Source organism: Mesorhizobium sp. B2-8-1 (assembly GCF_006440955.1).
In the GTDB taxonomy this organism is placed as follows: Bacteria; Pseudomonadota; Alphaproteobacteria; order Rhizobiales; family Rhizobiaceae; genus Mesorhizobium.
The window spans coordinates 16,786-31,593 of sequence record NZ_VFTX01000003.1 but is presented as its reverse complement, the minus strand read 5'-3'; the positions used below and the strand labels follow the sequence as shown (position 1 = coordinate 31,593).

15 protein-coding genes and 1 pseudogene are annotated in these 14,808 nt (G+C 63.2%); 11 read left to right on the top strand and 5 right to left on the bottom strand.

Annotation, left to right across the window (positions count from 1 at the left end; translation table 11 throughout):
• Positions 1-17: 17 nt before the first annotated feature.
• From FJ428_RS08465 to FJ428_RS08450, 4 genes are all read right to left on the bottom strand, one after another.
• Positions 18-776 carry a M48 family metallopeptidase gene (locus FJ428_RS08465; RefSeq protein WP_140561794.1) on the bottom strand — a complete coding sequence of 253 codons (759 nt, stop codon included), beginning with the start codon at positions 774-776 and terminating at the stop codon, positions 18-20.
• Between the two features lie 101 nt (positions 777-877).
• Positions 878-1,360, bottom strand: a complete 483-nt coding sequence (locus FJ428_RS08460) for a DUF2852 domain-containing protein (protein ID WP_140879284.1) — start codon at positions 1,358-1,360, stop codon at positions 878-880.
• A gap of 117 nt (positions 1,361-1,477) precedes the next feature.
• A complete protein-coding gene (locus tag FJ428_RS08455; RefSeq protein ID WP_140879283.1) occupies positions 1,478-2,620 on the bottom strand; it encodes a benzoate/H(+) symporter BenE family transporter in 1,143 nt (380 codons plus the stop codon).
• Between the two features lie 2 nt (positions 2,621-2,622).
• Positions 2,623-3,387 (bottom strand): alpha/beta hydrolase, encoded by a 765-nt coding sequence (locus tag FJ428_RS08450; protein WP_140879282.1) that lies wholly within the window; start codon positions 3,385-3,387, stop codon positions 2,623-2,625.
• Positions 3,388-3,605: 218 nt separating this feature from the next.
• On the opposite strand from FJ428_RS08450, the gene infC reads away from it, so the two are divergent.
• From infC to FJ428_RS08415, 7 genes are all read left to right on the top strand, one after another.
• Positions 3,606-4,142 (top strand): translation initiation factor IF-3, encoded by a 537-nt coding sequence (gene infC / locus FJ428_RS08445; protein ID WP_140491142.1) that lies wholly within the window; start codon positions 3,606-3,608, stop codon positions 4,140-4,142.
• 140 nt (positions 4,143-4,282) lie between these two features.
• Positions 4,283-4,909, top strand: coding sequence for an isoprenylcysteine carboxylmethyltransferase family protein (locus tag FJ428_RS08440; RefSeq protein ID WP_140517762.1), 627 nt, complete (start codon positions 4,283-4,285; stop codon positions 4,907-4,909).
• A gap of 206 nt (positions 4,910-5,115) precedes the next feature.
• Entirely contained in the window at positions 5,116-5,319 is a 204-nt protein-coding gene (rpmI, locus tag FJ428_RS08435) for a 50S ribosomal protein L35 (RefSeq protein WP_006201248.1), read from the top strand.
• A 91-nt stretch (positions 5,320-5,410) separates the two neighbouring features.
• Complete coding sequence (gene rplT, locus FJ428_RS08430; RefSeq protein WP_006201247.1) at positions 5,411-5,812, top strand: 50S ribosomal protein L20; 402 nt, start codon at positions 5,411-5,413, stop codon at positions 5,810-5,812.
• A 142-nt stretch (positions 5,813-5,954) separates the two neighbouring features.
• A complete protein-coding gene (gene pheS, locus FJ428_RS08425; protein WP_140729608.1) occupies positions 5,955-7,052 on the top strand; it encodes a phenylalanine--tRNA ligase subunit alpha in 1,098 nt (365 codons plus the stop codon).
• 43 nt (positions 7,053-7,095) lie between these two features.
• Positions 7,096-9,504, top strand: coding sequence for a phenylalanine--tRNA ligase subunit beta (gene pheT / locus FJ428_RS08420; RefSeq protein WP_140658352.1), 2,409 nt, complete (start codon positions 7,096-7,098; stop codon positions 9,502-9,504).
• 48 nt (positions 9,505-9,552) lie between these two features.
• Positions 9,553-10,155, top strand: coding sequence for a nucleotidyltransferase family protein (locus FJ428_RS08415; RefSeq protein ID WP_140879281.1), 603 nt, complete (start codon positions 9,553-9,555; stop codon positions 10,153-10,155).
• Positions 10,156-10,435: 280 nt separating this feature from the next.
• On the opposite strand, the pseudogene FJ428_RS08405 reads toward FJ428_RS08415, so the two are convergent.
• Positions 10,436-11,431, bottom strand: a pseudogene (locus FJ428_RS08405) (aldo/keto reductase).
• 96 nt (positions 11,432-11,527) lie between these two features.
• Between FJ428_RS08405 and FJ428_RS08400 the strand changes: the two are divergent.
• The 4 genes from FJ428_RS08400 (at position 11,528) to FJ428_RS08385 (ending at position 14,782) form a co-directional block, all read left to right on the top strand.
• Complete coding sequence (locus FJ428_RS08400; protein WP_140879280.1) at positions 11,528-12,418, top strand: LysR family transcriptional regulator; 891 nt, start codon at positions 11,528-11,530, stop codon at positions 12,416-12,418.
• Positions 12,419-12,476: 58 nt separating this feature from the next.
• Positions 12,477-13,049, top strand: coding sequence for a cytochrome b (locus tag FJ428_RS08395; protein ID WP_140879279.1), 573 nt, complete (start codon positions 12,477-12,479; stop codon positions 13,047-13,049).
• Between the two features lie 68 nt (positions 13,050-13,117).
• The gene (locus FJ428_RS08390) at positions 13,118-13,693 is read left to right on the top strand and encodes a YceI family protein (RefSeq protein ID WP_140491123.1); all 576 of its coding nucleotides are present in this window, start codon (positions 13,118-13,120) and stop codon (positions 13,691-13,693) included.
• 102 nt (positions 13,694-13,795) lie between these two features.
• On the top strand, positions 13,796-14,782 hold the full coding sequence (locus tag FJ428_RS08385) for a Gfo/Idh/MocA family oxidoreductase (protein ID WP_140879278.1): 987 nt from the start codon (positions 13,796-13,798) through the stop codon (positions 14,780-14,782).
• Positions 14,783-14,808: the final 26 nt, after the last annotated feature.

Sequence of the window (14,808 nt, the reverse complement as noted above, 5' to 3'; positions counted from 1 at the left end):
CCGCTTCACGGATTGCGCTACTCGAAAACGATCGCCTGCAGGGCCCCGCCATTGCGCTTCAGCCAGTCCTTGCAGCGGTCGGTGTCGGGGCAGAGCTTTTCGCACAATTTCCAGAATTTCGGACCGTGGTTCATCTCTTTCAGATGCGCTACTTCATGGGCGACGAGGTAGTTGATGACGGGCGGCGGCGCCATCATGATGCGCCAGGAAAAGGACAAATTGCCCTCGGAAGTGCACGAGCCCCAGCGGCTGGACGTATCCTTGTAGCGGATCGCCTTGGCGCGCTTGCCAAGCGCTTCGGTGTGCCTGGCCACCAGCTTCTCGATCTCCTTCTTGGCCTCGCGCTTCAAAAAATCGGCGATGCGGCGCGGCAGGTGGATGCGCTCGCCATGCACGATCAGCAGCGGGCCGCGTTCGTCGCGCGACACGGTGACGGTGCCGCGCCTTGACGGCTCATGCACGATGCGGTGCGGCACGCCGCGGATTGGTATCTTGATGCCCGGCCGTACCTGCGGCCGTGTCGGCACCTTGGCCAGCCGCTGCTCCAGCCAGTCCTGATGACGATCGAGGAACCGCTCCACCTCGCCGCGGCGCAGGCCCGGCGGCACGGTGATACGCAGGCCCTGGCCGCCGGAATCGATGCGTAGCGTCAGACGCCGCGCCCTGGCGCTCTCGACGATCTTGAGCGGCAGCGTGCGGCCGGCAACGCAATATTCTCGCTCCACGACAGGCGTGGGCTTGGGCTTTGTCAGATTGCGGAAGAATCCGAGGGTCATGGCCGGACGATACGCGATTCGAGAAAAACGAATAGAACAAAAAAGAAACGGCGCCGCTCGCGCGACGCCGTTTTTTTCACGATCGGGCCTGTCGCTCGGCCTCAGTCGTCAAGCAGGTTCGAGCCTTTGCCACGCTTGGTGGGGGACGTGCCGGTGCTCGGGCCGCTCTTGGCCGGAGCGGTCGACTTGTTGCGGTTCGCCATGAAGCGATCGAACTCGTCCTGGTCCTTGGCGCGACGCAATTCGCGCGCGTAGTCGTCGAACTCGGTCAACATGTCGTCGAGTTTGCGGCGTTCCTCGGCTAGGCGTTCAAGCTCCTTTTCGCGCCAGTCGTCAAACGCGACGTTGCCGGTCCGGGCGGAGCCGTGGCCCCAGCGCGCGGCTTTGTCGGAACCGCGGCGGCAGCCGGCGAAGATGCCGTCGGTCGCGCGGTTGACGTCACGCTTGAAGCCCTCGAGCCGGTCGCCCCAGATGATGTAGGCGAGCATGGCGAAGCCGAGCGGCCAGAACACCATGAAGCCGATCACCATCAACGCGATGGTTGCCGGCGTCCAGGCCGGGCGGATCAATGCGGATGTGTTCATTTTCTCCCATTCCTTCGGTTGGAGACAGCCAGGACCGGCTGCGTGGAATCGAAATGGGAAGGCAAAAACGGCGATTCAAGACAATGTCGGCTAAAACCGGACAAGCTGCTGAAATGATTATCGCTTTTTGAGCATATCGAGGAAAAGCACGACCAGCCCGGCAATCAGTCCCCAGAATGCGGCGCCGACGCCGAACAAGGTCAGCCCGGAGGCGGTGACGACAAAAGTGACGGTGGCGGCCATGCGCTCGCTTTCGTCCTTGAGCGCGATCGCCAGCGCGTTGGCCAGCGGGGCCATCAGCGCAAGACCCGCAACCAGCACGATCAGGCTCTGCGGCAGGACGGCGAAGATCGCCACCAGGGAGGCGCCGAAAATCGCGAAGATCAGATAGGCAAGGGCATAGAACGGCCCTGTCTTCCAGCGCTCCGTTGGGTCTGGATGAACGTCGGGCCCGGTGCAGATAGCCGCCGAAATTGCCGCCAGATTGGTGGTCGAGCCGCCGAACGGCGCCGAAAGCAGCGAAAACAGGCCGGTGATGCCGATCAGCGGACCGGGTTCCGGATGGTAGCCGGCGGCGCGCAGCACGGCGAGGCCCGACAGGTTCTGCGAAGCCATGGTGACCAGGTAGAGCGGTACTGCCAGGCCGATTATCGCCTTGGCGGTGAACACAGGCGCGATCAGAGTGAGCGTCGACAGTTCAGGAGTGGGCAAACCGCCGACGCGGCCGGTGAGAAACGCGGCGAGACCGCCGCCGACCAGCACTGCCAGCACCGACAGCGCCGGATTGAACAGGCGGATGACGAAGAAGGCGGCGATCAACGGCAGGATCAGCCAGGGATCGGCGGGAACAGTTTTGACCGCATTAAGCGCGAAGGTGACGACAATGCCGGCCAGCATTCCTGAAGCGACCGAGGGCGGTATCCCCGAGATCAGTTTCGTCAGCGGCCGGAACAGCCCGGTGGCGACCAAAAGAATGCCGGTAACGATGAAGGCGGCGACGGCCTCGCCGATCGAAAAACCGCTCGACGCCGCCATCAGCGCCAGGCCCGGCGTCGACCAGGCGGTGATGACCGGCATTTTCGTTCGCCAGGATAGCCACAGGCTTTCGACCGCCATCGCCAGGCAGATGGTGGTCACCCAGCTCGCCGTCTGGATTTGCGTCGCGCCAACCGCGTGGGCGGCGGCAATGACAATGGCCAGCGTGCCGCCGAAACCGACGATGGCCGCGACAAAGGCTGAGATCGGGATGGAAAGGCGCATCGTCACTTGCCCCGCGCAGCCATGTCGCCGACCGCCCGCACCAGCATGTCGAGATCCTGCGGCCGCGACAGCCGGTGGTCGCCGTCCGGGATCAGCGACAGCGTGACATCGTCGGCCGGCAGCAGGCTGACCAGCTTCAGCGCATGGCTCGACGGCACGTCCCGATCGGCCAGGCCCTGCAAGACGTGTACGGGGCAGTGCGTGTCGAGCGGGCCTGTCATGACCAGGTTGCCGCGCCCATCCTCGATCAGCGCGCGCGTGTAGATGTAGGGCTCGGTGGAATAGTCCGACGGCTCCTCGAAGAAGCCTTTTTTGGCAAGGTCGCGCTTCTGCGCTTTGGTCAGCACCGGTTCGACCAGTTCTGCGGTAAAATCCGGCGCCGGTGCTAGAAGCACCAGACCGACGACGCTTGCGTCGCCTGCCTTGCGCAATTCCTGCACCATGCGCAGGGCGATCCAGGCGCCCATCGACGAGCCGACCAGGATCTGGCTGCCGCTGGTGAAATGCCGGAACACGGCCAGGCTTTGCGAAAGCCATTTTGAGATCGTGCCGTCGGCAAAGGCGCCGCCGGATTCGCCGTGTCCGGAATAGTCATGACGCAGGAAGGCGCGGCCGTCTTTTGCCGCCCAGTCCGAAAGCGCTTCAGCCTTCGTGCCCAGCATGTCCGACTTGTAGCCGCCGAGCCAGACGACGCCAGGCGTCGCGCCCGCAATATGGCGCACCGCGATGCTCGATCCGTCGACATCCAGAAAGACAGGGGCAGTCATGGCTTTTTCCTCACGCCGACTTTCGGCGCAGGGTCTTGTGACACAGCCAGTGGTGTGGCGAAAAGTGCTCGCGATCTTTCTTTGTTTGCCGCAGGCAGCGATCAGGTGATTTTCTGTCAATGCTGTGCTATTGACTCCGCCCGCGCGCTCACCACATTGGCGCGTCCACATATCAACACCTGCAAATCCAGAACGAAACGGCCAAGGAGACCACGACCATTCGCAGACCTTTCAAAGCAGCGGCGCCGACCAAGGATGGGCCGCGCTCCAATCGTGACATCCGGGTTCCCCGGGTCCAGCTTATCGACGCCGAAGGCCAGAACCGTGGCGATGTTTCCATCAACGACGCATTGCTGCTCGCCGAAGAGGCAGGGCTCGATCTCGTCGAGATATCGCCCAACGCGCAGCCGCCCGTCGTAAAAATCCTCGATCTCGGCAAGTTGAAATACGCCAACCAGAAGAAGGCGGCCGAGGCGCGCAAGAACCAGAAGGTCATCGAGATCAAGGAGATCAAGATGCGCCCGAACATCGACAGCCACGACTACGAGACCAAGATGAAGGCGGTGCGCCGCTTCTTCGAGGAAGGCGACAAGGTCAAGCTGACATTGCGCTTCCGTGGCCGCGAGATGGCGCATATGGAGCTCGGCATGCAGCTTCTGAACAAGGTGCGTGAGGAAGTGGCTACCATCGCCAAGGTGGAAGCGGAGCCGAAGCTCGAAGGCCGCCAGATGATGATGGTGCTGGCGCCGCGCTAGATCACGATAAGGTTAGCGCGACCGACGCGCTCCAATTCCGCCTGAATTGTGCTACAGGGCGTCCCGGCGATCGGCGGGACGCCCATTTCTCGGCCATAGCTGCGGTCGCCGGCTAAGTTCTCGACGATCGGATTCCTCCCTTGGACAAAAAACTCAAATACGGGCTGGGTAGCTACCAGCGCACGCGCAGGCTGGTGCTTGCCGTGCTTGTGGTGGTGCTGTTCGCAGCCCTGCTGTTCGGGCAATCGAGCTTTCCGCCTGATACGGCGATGCATGAAACGATCGAGATGTTCGGCGTGCTGCTGATTTTCCTAGGTATCTGCGGTCGCCTTTGGTCGACGCTCTACATAGGTGGGCGCAAATCTTCCGAAGTTGTGACGGGCGGGCCTTATTCGATCACCCGCAACCCGCTCTATGTGTTCTCGACTGTGGCCGCGGCCGGCGTCGGCGCGCAGATCGGCTCGTTCTCCGGCATCATTCTGTTCGCTGTCCTGTGTGCGGGCGCCTTCCATATCGTCATCCTGCGCGAGGAGAAATTCCTTAAGGAAACGCTCGGCGAGCCCTATCAGGCCTATCTGGCAAGAGTGCCGCGATTCTTTCCGAAGCTTTCCCTCTACCAGGAAGGCGACACCGGCAGCTTCAAGCCGCGCCTGCTGTTGACCACGCTTCTCGACGGCCTGGTGTTCCTCATCGCGCTGCCGGCCTTCGAACTGATCGACGGCGCCCAGCAGTCGGGTATGCTGCCGGTGTTGTTTACGCTCCCTTGAAGAAGGACCGGGCGCCGCATCCCGGCGTTCGGGGAAACGCGCGGCGCGGTGGGTGTTGCACAGTCGCCTGCTTTGACGTATAGGACCGCCGTTCCAAGAAAACCGCCCGGCAGGGCATGCCGTGGCGGTTTCATTTGCTTTTCGGGCTTTGGTCGGCCCGAAGCGAACAAGAAGCGCGATGGTGCGCCACAATACGGAGTAGCAAAATGCCCAAGATGAAGACCAAATCGGCCGCCAAAAAGCGGTTCAAGATCACCGGTACGGGTAAAGTCCTGTCGGCTGCGGCCGGCAAGCGTCACGGCATGATCAAGCGTTCCAACAAGTTCATTCGAAATGCCCGCGGCACGATGGTTCTGGCTGAACCGGACGGCAAGAAGGTCATCAAGAATTTTCTGCCGAACGGCCTCTGAGCATTCGGCCGAACACGAATTTGTTTTACGCAATTCCGAACGGAAAACCGCAAGGCACTTTTCCTGGAATTGCTTTTAAGGAGATCATGACATGGCACGCGTAAAAAGAGGCGTCACCTCGCACGCCAAGCACAAGAAGGTCCTGAAAGCCGCGAAAGGCTTCTACGGCCGCCGCAAGAACACCATCCGCATCGCCAAGCAGGCGGTGGAAAAGTCGCTGCAATACGCCTATCGCGACCGCAAGAACCGCAAGCGCTCGTTCCGCGCGCTGTGGATCCAGCGCATCAACGCCGCGACGCACGAGCACGGCCTGACCTATGGCCGTTTCATCGACGGCCTCAACAAGGCTGGCATCGAGATCGATCGCAAGATCCTGTCGGATATGGCCATCCACGAGCCGCAGGCTTTCGCCGCGCTCGTGGCCAAGGCGAAGGTTGCTCTTGAGTACCTCAAGAACACCACCCCGAATGCTTTTGAAAGCGCTGTGGCCTAAGACCAGCGCTTCCCAAGCATTCGAAATTCTGATTTGGGGAACCCGCGCTGGCACGGCTGGCGCGGGTTTTTCTTATGCCTGATGTAACCAAATTGGTGACACGCCCGGTGATGGTGGGTTGCCCGATCGAGAGAGTTTCGCCGTGAACGCCACCGCTGGAAATCTTGAAAGCCTGGAAGCCTCGCTGCTCGCCGACATAGCGTCGGCTGCTGACGAGCCCGCGATAGAAGCCGTGCGCGTGGCAGCCCTTGGCAAGAAGGGGTCGATCTCGGAAATGCTGAAGACGCTCGGCTCGATGAGCGCCGAGGAGCGCCAGGTCAAAGGTCCCGCCATCAACGGCCTCAAGAACCGCGTCACCGATGCGCTCACCGCGCGCAAGGCGGAACTCAGGGATGTTGCCATCACTGCCCGCCTCGCCGCGGAGAAGGTCGACGTGACGCTGCCGGTGCGGCAGTCGCCGGCCGAGCGCGGCCGCATTCATCCGATCAGCCAGGTCATCGACGAGATCGCGGCGATCTTCGGCGATCTCGGCTTCGCCATCGCCGAAGGGCCCGACATCGAGACCGACTATTACAATTTCACCGCGCTGAATTTCCCGGAAGGCCATCCGGCGCGCGAGATGCATGACACCTTCTTCTTCCAGCCGGACGAGAAGGGCGAGCGCAAGCTTCTGCGCACCCACACCTCGCCGGTGCAGATCCGCACCATGGAGAAGCAGAAGCCGCCGATCCGCATCGTCATTCCGGGCAAGACCTACCGGCAGGATTCCGACGCCACCCACTCGCCGATGTTCCACCAGGTCGAAGGGCTGGTGATCGACAAATCGGCCAACGTCGCCAACATGAAGTGGGTGCTGGAAGAGTTCTGCAAGGCCTTCTTCGAGGTGCCGTCGGTCAAGATGCGCTTCCGGCCGTCCTTCTTCCCGTTCACCGAGCCAAGCCTCGAGGTCGATATCCAGTGCGACCGCTCGCGGCCAGGCGAGGTGCGCTTTGGCGAAGGCTCCGACTGGATGGAGATCCTTGGCTGCGGCATGGTGCACCCCAACGTTCTGCGCGCTGGCGGGCTCGATCCCGATGAATATCAGGGCTTTGCCTGGGGCATGGGCATCGACCGCATCGCCATGCTGAAATACGGCATGCCGGATCTGCGCGCCTTCTTCGATGCCGATGTGCGCTGGCTGTCGCATTACGGCTTCCGGCCGCTCGACATGCCGACTTTGTTCGGGGGCCTGAGCGCGTGACGGTCAAGACGATTCCTGCTGCGATACATTACGGAACAGCATCATGAAATTCACCCTCTCCTGGCTCAAGGACCATCTCGAGACCGACGCCTCGCTCGGCGAGATCGTCGAGCGGCTGACCTCGATCGGCCTCGAGGTCGAGCATGTCGACGACAAGGCGAGCCTGAAGCCCTTCGTCATCGCCAGGGTGCTGACGGCGGTGCAGCATCCCGACGCCGACCGGCTGCGGGTGCTGACCGTCGACACCGGCGACGGCAAGCCGCCCGTGCAGGTCGTCTGTGGCGCACCCAATGCGCGGGCGGGCATGATCGGCGCCTTCGCCGCGCCCGGCACTTATGTGCCCGGCATCGATGTGACGCTGACGGTTGGCAAGATCAGGGGCGTCGAAAGCCACGGCATGATGTGTTCCGAGCGCGAGCTGGAACTTTCCGACGAGCACAACGGCATCATCGACCTGCCCGAAGATGCGCCGGTCGGCACCAGCTTCGCCGCTTACGCGCATCTCGACGATCCGGTCATCGAGATCAATCTGACGCCCAACCGGCCTGATGCCACCAGCGTCTACGGCATCGCCCGGGATCTCGCGGCGAGCGGTCTCGGCCGCCTCGTCGGCGGCGCGATCATGCCGCATGTCGGCAATGGAATGTGCCCCGTCAAGGTGACGATCGAAGCGCCGGAACTCTGCCCCGGCTTCGCGCTCAATCTGGTCAGCGGCGTCAAGAACGGCCCGTCCCCGAAATGGCTCCAGCAGCGGCTGATCGCCATTGGGCTGAGGCCCATCAGCGCGCTGGTCGATATCACCAACTACGTCACCTTCGATCGTGGCAGGCCGCTGCATGTCTTCGATGCCGGCAAGGTCGCCGGCAATCTTGTCGTGCGTCGCGCCAGGGATGGCGAAAAGGTACTGGCGCTCGACGGCCGCGAATACACGTTGACGCCGGAGATGTGCGTCATCGCCGATGACAATGGCGTGGAATCGATCGCCGGCATCATGGGCGGCGAGCGTTCCGGCTGCGACGAGAACACGACCGACGTGCTGATCGAATCCGCACTCTGGGACCCGATCACCACGGCCCGCACCGGGCGCGCGCTCGGCATCATCACCGATGCCCGCTATCGTTTCGAGCGCGGGGTCGACCCCGAATTCATGGTGCCGGGCGTTGAGCTTGCGACCCGGCTGGTGCTTGATTTCTGCGGCGGCACGCCGACGGAAATCGAGGTGGCCGGCTATGCCGGCCATCAGCCCAAGATCGTCTCCTTCCCGCTGTCGGAAGTGAAGCGGCTGACCGGCATAGAAGTGCCGACGGCGGAAAGCCTCGATATTCTCACGCGCCTCGGCTTCAAGCCTGAGGGTTCGGGCGATGTCGTCGAAATCGCCGTGCCGTCCTGGCGTCCCGATGTCGACGGCAAGGCCGACCTGGTCGAGGAGGTGATGCGCATCCACGGCGTCGACAACATCGCTTCGCAGCCGCTCGGCGCGCATGACGCGGTCAACGGCAAGATCCTGACGACGCTGCAGATCCGCACCCGCGCGGCCAAGCGGGCGCTGGCCGTGCGCGGCATGATGGAGGCAGTCACCTGGTCGTTCATCCCCGCCAGGCACGCCGAACTATTCGGCGGCGGGCAGGCTTCGCTCAAGCTCGCCAACCCGATCGCCGCCGACATGTCCGACATGCGGCCCTCGCTGCTGCCCGGCCTGATCGCAGCCGCCCAGCGCAATGCCGACAAGGGCATTGGCGACGTGGCGTTGTTCGAGGTCTCCGGCACCTATGAGGGCGACGGCGCCGACCAGCAACGGCGCGTTGCCGCCGGCGTGCGGCGCGGCACCGCCAAGCTCGACGGTTCCGGCCGCAACTGGGCTGGCAATTCCGGTCCGGTCGGCGTGTTCGACGCCAAGGCTGATGCCATCGCCGCACTCGAAGCCTGCGGCGCGCCGGTCGAGCGGCTGCAGATCGAGGCCGGCGGCCCGTCCTGGTACCATCCTGGTCGTTCCGGAACGATCAAGCTCGGACCGAAGACGGTGCTCGGCACGTTCGGTGAATTTCATCCAAAAACGCTGGAAGGGCTCGACGTCTCCGGCCCGCTCTGCGGCTTCGAAGTGTATGTCGATGCCGTGCCCGAGCCCAAGGCAAAGCCGACGAAAACCAAGCCCAGGCTGGATCTCTCCGCCTTCCAGGCGGTGAAGCGCGACTTCGCCTTCGTCGTCGACAAGGCGGTCGAGGCCGGCACGCTGGTACGCGCGGCGCTCGCCGCGGACAAGAAGCTGGTCACCGGCGTCTCGGTCTTTGATGTTTTCGAAGGCGCGGCGCTCGGCGAGGGCAAGAAGTCCATCGCCATCGAAGTGTCGATCCAGCCGGTCGAGAAGACGCTGACCGACGAGGATTTCGAGGCGTTGGCCAGGCGCATCGTCGAGAATGTCGGCAAGCAGACCGGAGGCGTGCTCAGGGCATAGCCTCTTTCCGGGATTGCGGGAGCATGGCGAATCGCCCTCCAAAGGGCGATGGACCATTTGCGCTATTCCGGGCTCCCGTTCGAAGCACAACGCGCTGCGTTTCTCGATATCGTGTCGAAGGACGCCTTGCTCTATGACGCTCTGGCTCGGGCACGTCGCCTTGCTCTGCCGGACTGGCTGGCGGTCTCCGGCGTGCTCTATAACTCGGTCTGGAACCATCTGACGGGGAAGCCGTCGGGTTATGGCATCAAGGATGTCGACCTGTTCTATTTCGACGATAGCGACCTGTCCTACGAGGCCGAGGACGCCGTCATCCGCCGGGCGGCGAAGCATTTCCAGGGGCTGCCCCTGCCGGTCGAGGTGCGCAACCAAGCGCGGGTGCATTTGTGGTACCCGCAGAAGTTCGGGCGGCCCTGTCCGCGCTACACGAGTTCGAGCGAGTCGGTCCGGTTTTTTGCGTCGAAGACACATGCGGTCGGGGTGCGATACGACGCGGATTGTCAACTGGAACTGCTGGCGCCGTTCGGTCTCGACGACGTCTTCTCATTCCGCGTCACGCCGAACCGAGCGATGGACAATCAGCGGACGCATGAGGCGAAGGGCCAGCGGGCGCGGGATTACTGGCCGGAGATTACGGTCGTGCCATGGTAGGAAATGTCGGCGCGAGGCACCCCCCTCTGTCCTGCCGGACATCTCCCCCGCAAGGGGGGAGATCGGCTCTGATTCGCTTTCGCGAATTACAGACGGCATAAGGTAGACGAGACAGCGAAGCTGCCAATCTCCCCCCTTGCGGGGGAGATGTCCGGCAGGACAGAGGGGGGTGCCTCGCGCGGACATCCGTGATCTTCTGTATCGCGCATCGCCACCCCACCCCTGTCTTCGCTTCGCTGCGACAGCGAGCCGACCTCCGCACAGGGGGGAGGGTGAAAGCTCACCCATTCACCAGCGCCAGCAGCTCCTCTGTGTAGCGCTTGCCCATGACCTTATCAGGCGACAGTGCATCGCCGATTGTCTGTACTTCGGCAGCACTCAGCTCGATATCAGCCGCCGCCGTGTTCTGCTCGAGATGGCGGATTTTTCGGGCGCCCGGGATGGGGACAATGAAATCGCCCTGGTGCAGTACCCAGGCGAGCGCCAGCTGTGCCGAGGTGACTCCCTTCTCGGTCGCCAGTTTCTCCAGCGTGGCCACGACCTTGGCATTCGCTTCCATGGCGTCAGCCTGAAAGCGCGGCAAGGTGCGGCGCCAGTCGTCGTCATCAAGCGTCTCGGGCTTGGCGATCGTGCCGGTCAAGAGGCCACGGCCGAGCGGGCTATAGGGAACGAAACCGATGCCGAGTTCGCGGCAGACGGCGAACACCTCGTCTTCCGGGTCACGGCTCTACAGTGAATATTCGCTCTGGACCGCCGCGATCGGATGTACGGCATGTGCCCGGCGGATGGTGGCGACACTTGCTTCCGAAAGGCCGAGCGCGCGCACCTTGCCCTCGCGCACCAGCTCGGCCATGGCGCCGACCGTGTCCTCGATCGGCACGTTCGGGTCGACGCGGTGCTGGTAATAGAGATCGATCACGTCGGTGCCCAGCCGCTTCAGTGACGCCTCTGCGACGGCCTTGACGTGTTCGGGGCGGCTGTCGACGCCCGCCATGCGGTCGGTGCCGGTGCCTTCCTCCAGGATCTTGAAGCCGAACTTGGTTGCGATCGTCACCTGATCGCGCACCGGCTTCAGCGCCTTGCCGAGCAGGCTCTCGTTCTCGTAGGGCCCGTAGACCTCCGCCGTGTCGAAGAAATTGACGCCGATCTCGACGGCGCGGCGCAATGTGGCGATCGCCTCGGCTTCCGGCTGGCCGCCATAGCCAAAGCTCATGCCCATGCAGCCGAGGCCGACCGGGAAAACTTCGAGTTCAGTACCGAGTTTGCGGGTTTTCATCACGCGTCTCCTTGTTGCGATGCCCAGGAAATAGCGCCTTGCCTTATGTTCGATAATCGGCTCATCTGTGCACGGGGCGTTCTCGAAAATAGATCAATGAACCGGGCACATCTTTCACAGCTTGCGGTGCTGGCAACTGTTGCCCAATGCGGCAGCTTTCGCGGCGCGGCCAGGGAACTGGCGATCGCGCCGTCGGCGGTCAGCCATGCCGTGTCCAGCCTTGAGGCGCGGCTTGGCGTGCGGCTGTTGGCACGCAGCACCCGCAGCGTTGCCCCGACCGAAGAGGGCGCGCGGTTGCTGGAACGATTGCGGCCGGCGCTGTCGGAGATCGACCTGGCACTGGAGGCGGCGGTCGAGGCGCGCGACCGGCCGGCCGGCAATCTGCGGCTGAGCGTGCCGCGCACGGCAGCCCATCTGGTGCTGACCCCGCGGCTCGGCGCCTTTGCCGCGGCTTACCCCGATATCGTGCTGGAGATCGTCATCGAGGACCGCTTCACCGACGTGGTGGAAGGCGGTTTCGATGCAGGCGTGCGGCTTGGCGAAAGCCTGCAACGCGACATGATCGCGGTGCGCATCGGGCCCGATATCCGCGGCGCCGTGGTCGGCGCGCCCTCCTATTTCGACACCATGCCCAGGCCGCGCCATCCGCGTGACCTGTCCGACCATCGCTGCATCCGCTTCCGCTTCTCCAGCGGCATTCTCTACCGCTGGGAATTCGCCAGGGATGGCGAGGAGATCGAGATCGCTGTGCAAGGACCACTGATCCTCGACGAAGACCATCTAATCGCTCAGGCGGCGGTCGACGGGGCCGGGCTTGCCTTCGTCTTCGAGGATTATGTCCGCGAGCCGCTCCGCGATGGCCGGCTGATCCGCGTGCTGGAGGATTGGTGTCCGTCCTTCGAGGGTTTCTTCGTCTACTATCCGAGCCGCCGCCAGATGCGGCCTGCGCTCAGGGCCTTCATCGATTTCTTCAGGGTGAGCGGATAGGCTGCCTCTCCCTTGTGGGAGGGTGGAAGAAAGCCGACGCGGCATTCGTTCGCCTTCCATGCGAGCTTCGATCATAAATACCCCGACCCGCTACGGCTGGGCGGCAATCCTGCTTCACTGGCTGATCGGCCTTGCCTTCATCGGCCAGTTCGCACTCGGTTTCGTGATGGTCCGCATCAGCAGCCAGCGCACGGCTTTCGAGCTCATCCAGCTGCACAAATCGCTGGGCTTCCTGCTGCTCGGCCTGATCATCCTGCGCATCGCCTGGCGGCTCGGCAATGCCGCGCCGGCCTTGCCATCCTCGGTCGGATCCCTGGAGCGCCGGGCAGCGCCGCTCGCTCACCTGGCGCTCTATGCCTTCCAGATCGCTTTGCCTCTGTCCGGCTGGGCGCTGGTTTCGGTCTCGACGCTGGAAATTCCAAGCATGCCGTTCAACCTGTTCGTGATGCCCAACCTGCCGCTCGCGGAATCCGATGCCGCCGAGAGTTTTTGGGCGGCAGCGCACTGGTACCTTGCCTATGCCGGCGCAGCACTTGTGGCGCTGCATGTCACGGCGGCACTGCGCCATCATTTCCGACTGAGGGACAATGTGCTTACACGCATCGTCACGCCTTCCTCAGGCGGGGAATAGAACGGGGTTCGGCCTCGTTTGTAAGCGAGGACGCGAAGAGCGTTGCCTCCGAAGAAGGAAATAATCTCATGTATGCGCGACTCCTCGGATCGGCGGCCCTTGCCGCTTGCCTTGCCGTGCCTGTCTGGGCAGCAGTTGTCCTCGACGATGCCGCCGGCAGTTACACGATCAGCCAGGCTGACTCCTCGATCCGCTTCACCATCGGCAAGGCCGGCGGCGGCGGTTTCGATGGTGCGTTTGCTCACTTCAAGGGCACGATCCGCATCGACAATGACGACGTCAGCCGCTCGAAGGTCAACCTTACCATTTTTCCCGAAAGCGTCGGCACCGGCCAGGGCCGCATCGACGCTTTCCTGCGTTCAGACGCCGTGTTCGATGCGGCCAACAGCCCCGAAATCCAGTTCCGCTCGACCAGCGTGACCCGCACCGGCGATACGACGGCGCTTGTCACCGGCCGGCTGACGGCGCGCGGCAAGACGTTTGCGGAAAAGTTCACCGCCGAGCTCGATGGCCTGAAGTCCGGCACGATCGGGTTCCACGTCACCGGCAAGGTGCTGCGGTCGCGCTACGGAATGGATGTCGGCACGCCGATCTATTCCAACGTCGTCGGTTTCGACATGAGGCTGACGGGGAAGAGGGGTTGAGCCATCGCTCCCCGCTCGTGGGGCGAGGAACTTGGCCCCCGCATTGGCTTTTGCCCCGATTTCAGGCAAACCTCCTCGCCTGTAATCGAGAGGAGAAGCCTGATGTTCCGATGGGGTGTTTTATCGACGGCCAAGATCGGTCGCGAGCAGCTTTTGCCTGCGATCGTGGAGGCGGAAAATGGCGTGCTGTCGGCAATCGCCAGCCGCGATCAGTCGAAGGCCCGTGCGCTGGCCGATCGCTTCGGCGCGCCGCATGCTTTCGGTTCCTATGAGGAGTTGCTCGCCTCGAACGAGGTCGACGGCATCTATATCCCGCTGCCGACATCGCAGCATGTCGAATGGACGGCCAAGGCCATTCAGGCGGGAAAACATGTGCTGGTCGAAAAGCCGTTGGCGCTCGACGCCAAGGACATTCCGCCGCTGATCAAGCTGCGCGATGCCAGCAAGGTGTTGGTCTGCGAAGCCTTCATGGTCGTCTACCATCCGCAATGGATCAAGGTGCGCGACCTGATCGCCAGCGGCGTCATCGGCCGGCTGCGCCATGTGCAGGGCGCGTTCTCCTATTACAATGTCGATCCCAACAACATGCGCAACCAGCTCGACCTTGGCGGCGGCGCGCTGCCCGACATCGGCGTCTACCCGACCGTGTCGACGCGCTTTTCCACCGGCAAGGAGCCGCTGCGCGTGCAGGCGACGATCGAGCGCGACAAAAAATTCGGCACCGACATCTATTCCTCGATCCGCGCCGATTTCGGCGACTTCGAACTGTCCTTCTACCTCTCGACCCAGATGGCCGCGCGCCAGGTGATGGTGTTCCATGGCGAGAACGGGTTCATCGAAGTGTTTTCGCCTTTCAATGCCGGGCTCTACGATCACCACCGCGTCGAGTTGCACAATCAGAACCACACCGAGGCGCAGGTGTTCCGCTTTCCCGGCACGCAGCAGTACCGGCTCGAGGTCGAGACCTTCGCGCGGGCGGCCCAGGGCGGTAAGGAGCGCGTCTTCACGCTGGAGGAATCCGTGCTCAACCAGAAGGTCATCGACGCCATCTTCCGCGCCGGCGGCAAGGATGGCTGGGAGGCGGTCTGACCATCATTGATATATTCCGGTTCGAG

What these genes read in the sequence shown, in the direction of transcription:
- FJ428_RS08400 (WP_140879280.1), top strand. Translation starts at nt 11,528, where the DNA reads ATGAACCGGGCACATCTTTCACAGCTTGCGGTGCTGGCAACTGTTGCC.
- FJ428_RS08455 (WP_140879283.1), bottom strand. Translation starts at nt 2,620, where the DNA reads ATGCGCCTTTCCATCCCGATCTCAGCCTTTGTCGCGGCCATCGTCGGT.
- rpmI (WP_006201248.1), top strand. Translation starts at nt 5,116, where the DNA reads ATGCCCAAGATGAAGACCAAATCGGCCGCCAAAAAGCGGTTCAAGATC.
- FJ428_RS08465 (WP_140561794.1), bottom strand. Translation starts at nt 776, where the DNA reads ATGACCCTCGGATTCTTCCGCAATCTGACAAAGCCCAAGCCCACGCCT.
- FJ428_RS08450 (WP_140879282.1), bottom strand. Translation starts at nt 3,387, where the DNA reads ATGACTGCCCCTGTCTTTCTGGATGTCGACGGATCGAGCATCGCGGTG.
- pheT (WP_140658352.1), top strand. Translation starts at nt 7,096, where the DNA reads ATGAAATTCACCCTCTCCTGGCTCAAGGACCATCTCGAGACCGACGCC.
- FJ428_RS08385 (WP_140879278.1), top strand. Translation starts at nt 13,796, where the DNA reads ATGTTCCGATGGGGTGTTTTATCGACGGCCAAGATCGGTCGCGAGCAG.
- FJ428_RS08390 (WP_140491123.1), top strand. Translation starts at nt 13,118, where the DNA reads ATGTATGCGCGACTCCTCGGATCGGCGGCCCTTGCCGCTTGCCTTGCC.
- FJ428_RS08415 (WP_140879281.1), top strand. Translation starts at nt 9,553, where the DNA reads ATGGACCATTTGCGCTATTCCGGGCTCCCGTTCGAAGCACAACGCGCT.
- FJ428_RS08460 (WP_140879284.1), bottom strand. Translation starts at nt 1,360, where the DNA reads ATGAACACATCCGCATTGATCCGCCCGGCCTGGACGCCGGCAACCATC.
- rplT (WP_006201247.1), top strand. Translation starts at nt 5,411, where the DNA reads ATGGCACGCGTAAAAAGAGGCGTCACCTCGCACGCCAAGCACAAGAAG.
- FJ428_RS08395 (WP_140879279.1), top strand. Translation starts at nt 12,477, where the DNA reads ATGCGAGCTTCGATCATAAATACCCCGACCCGCTACGGCTGGGCGGCA.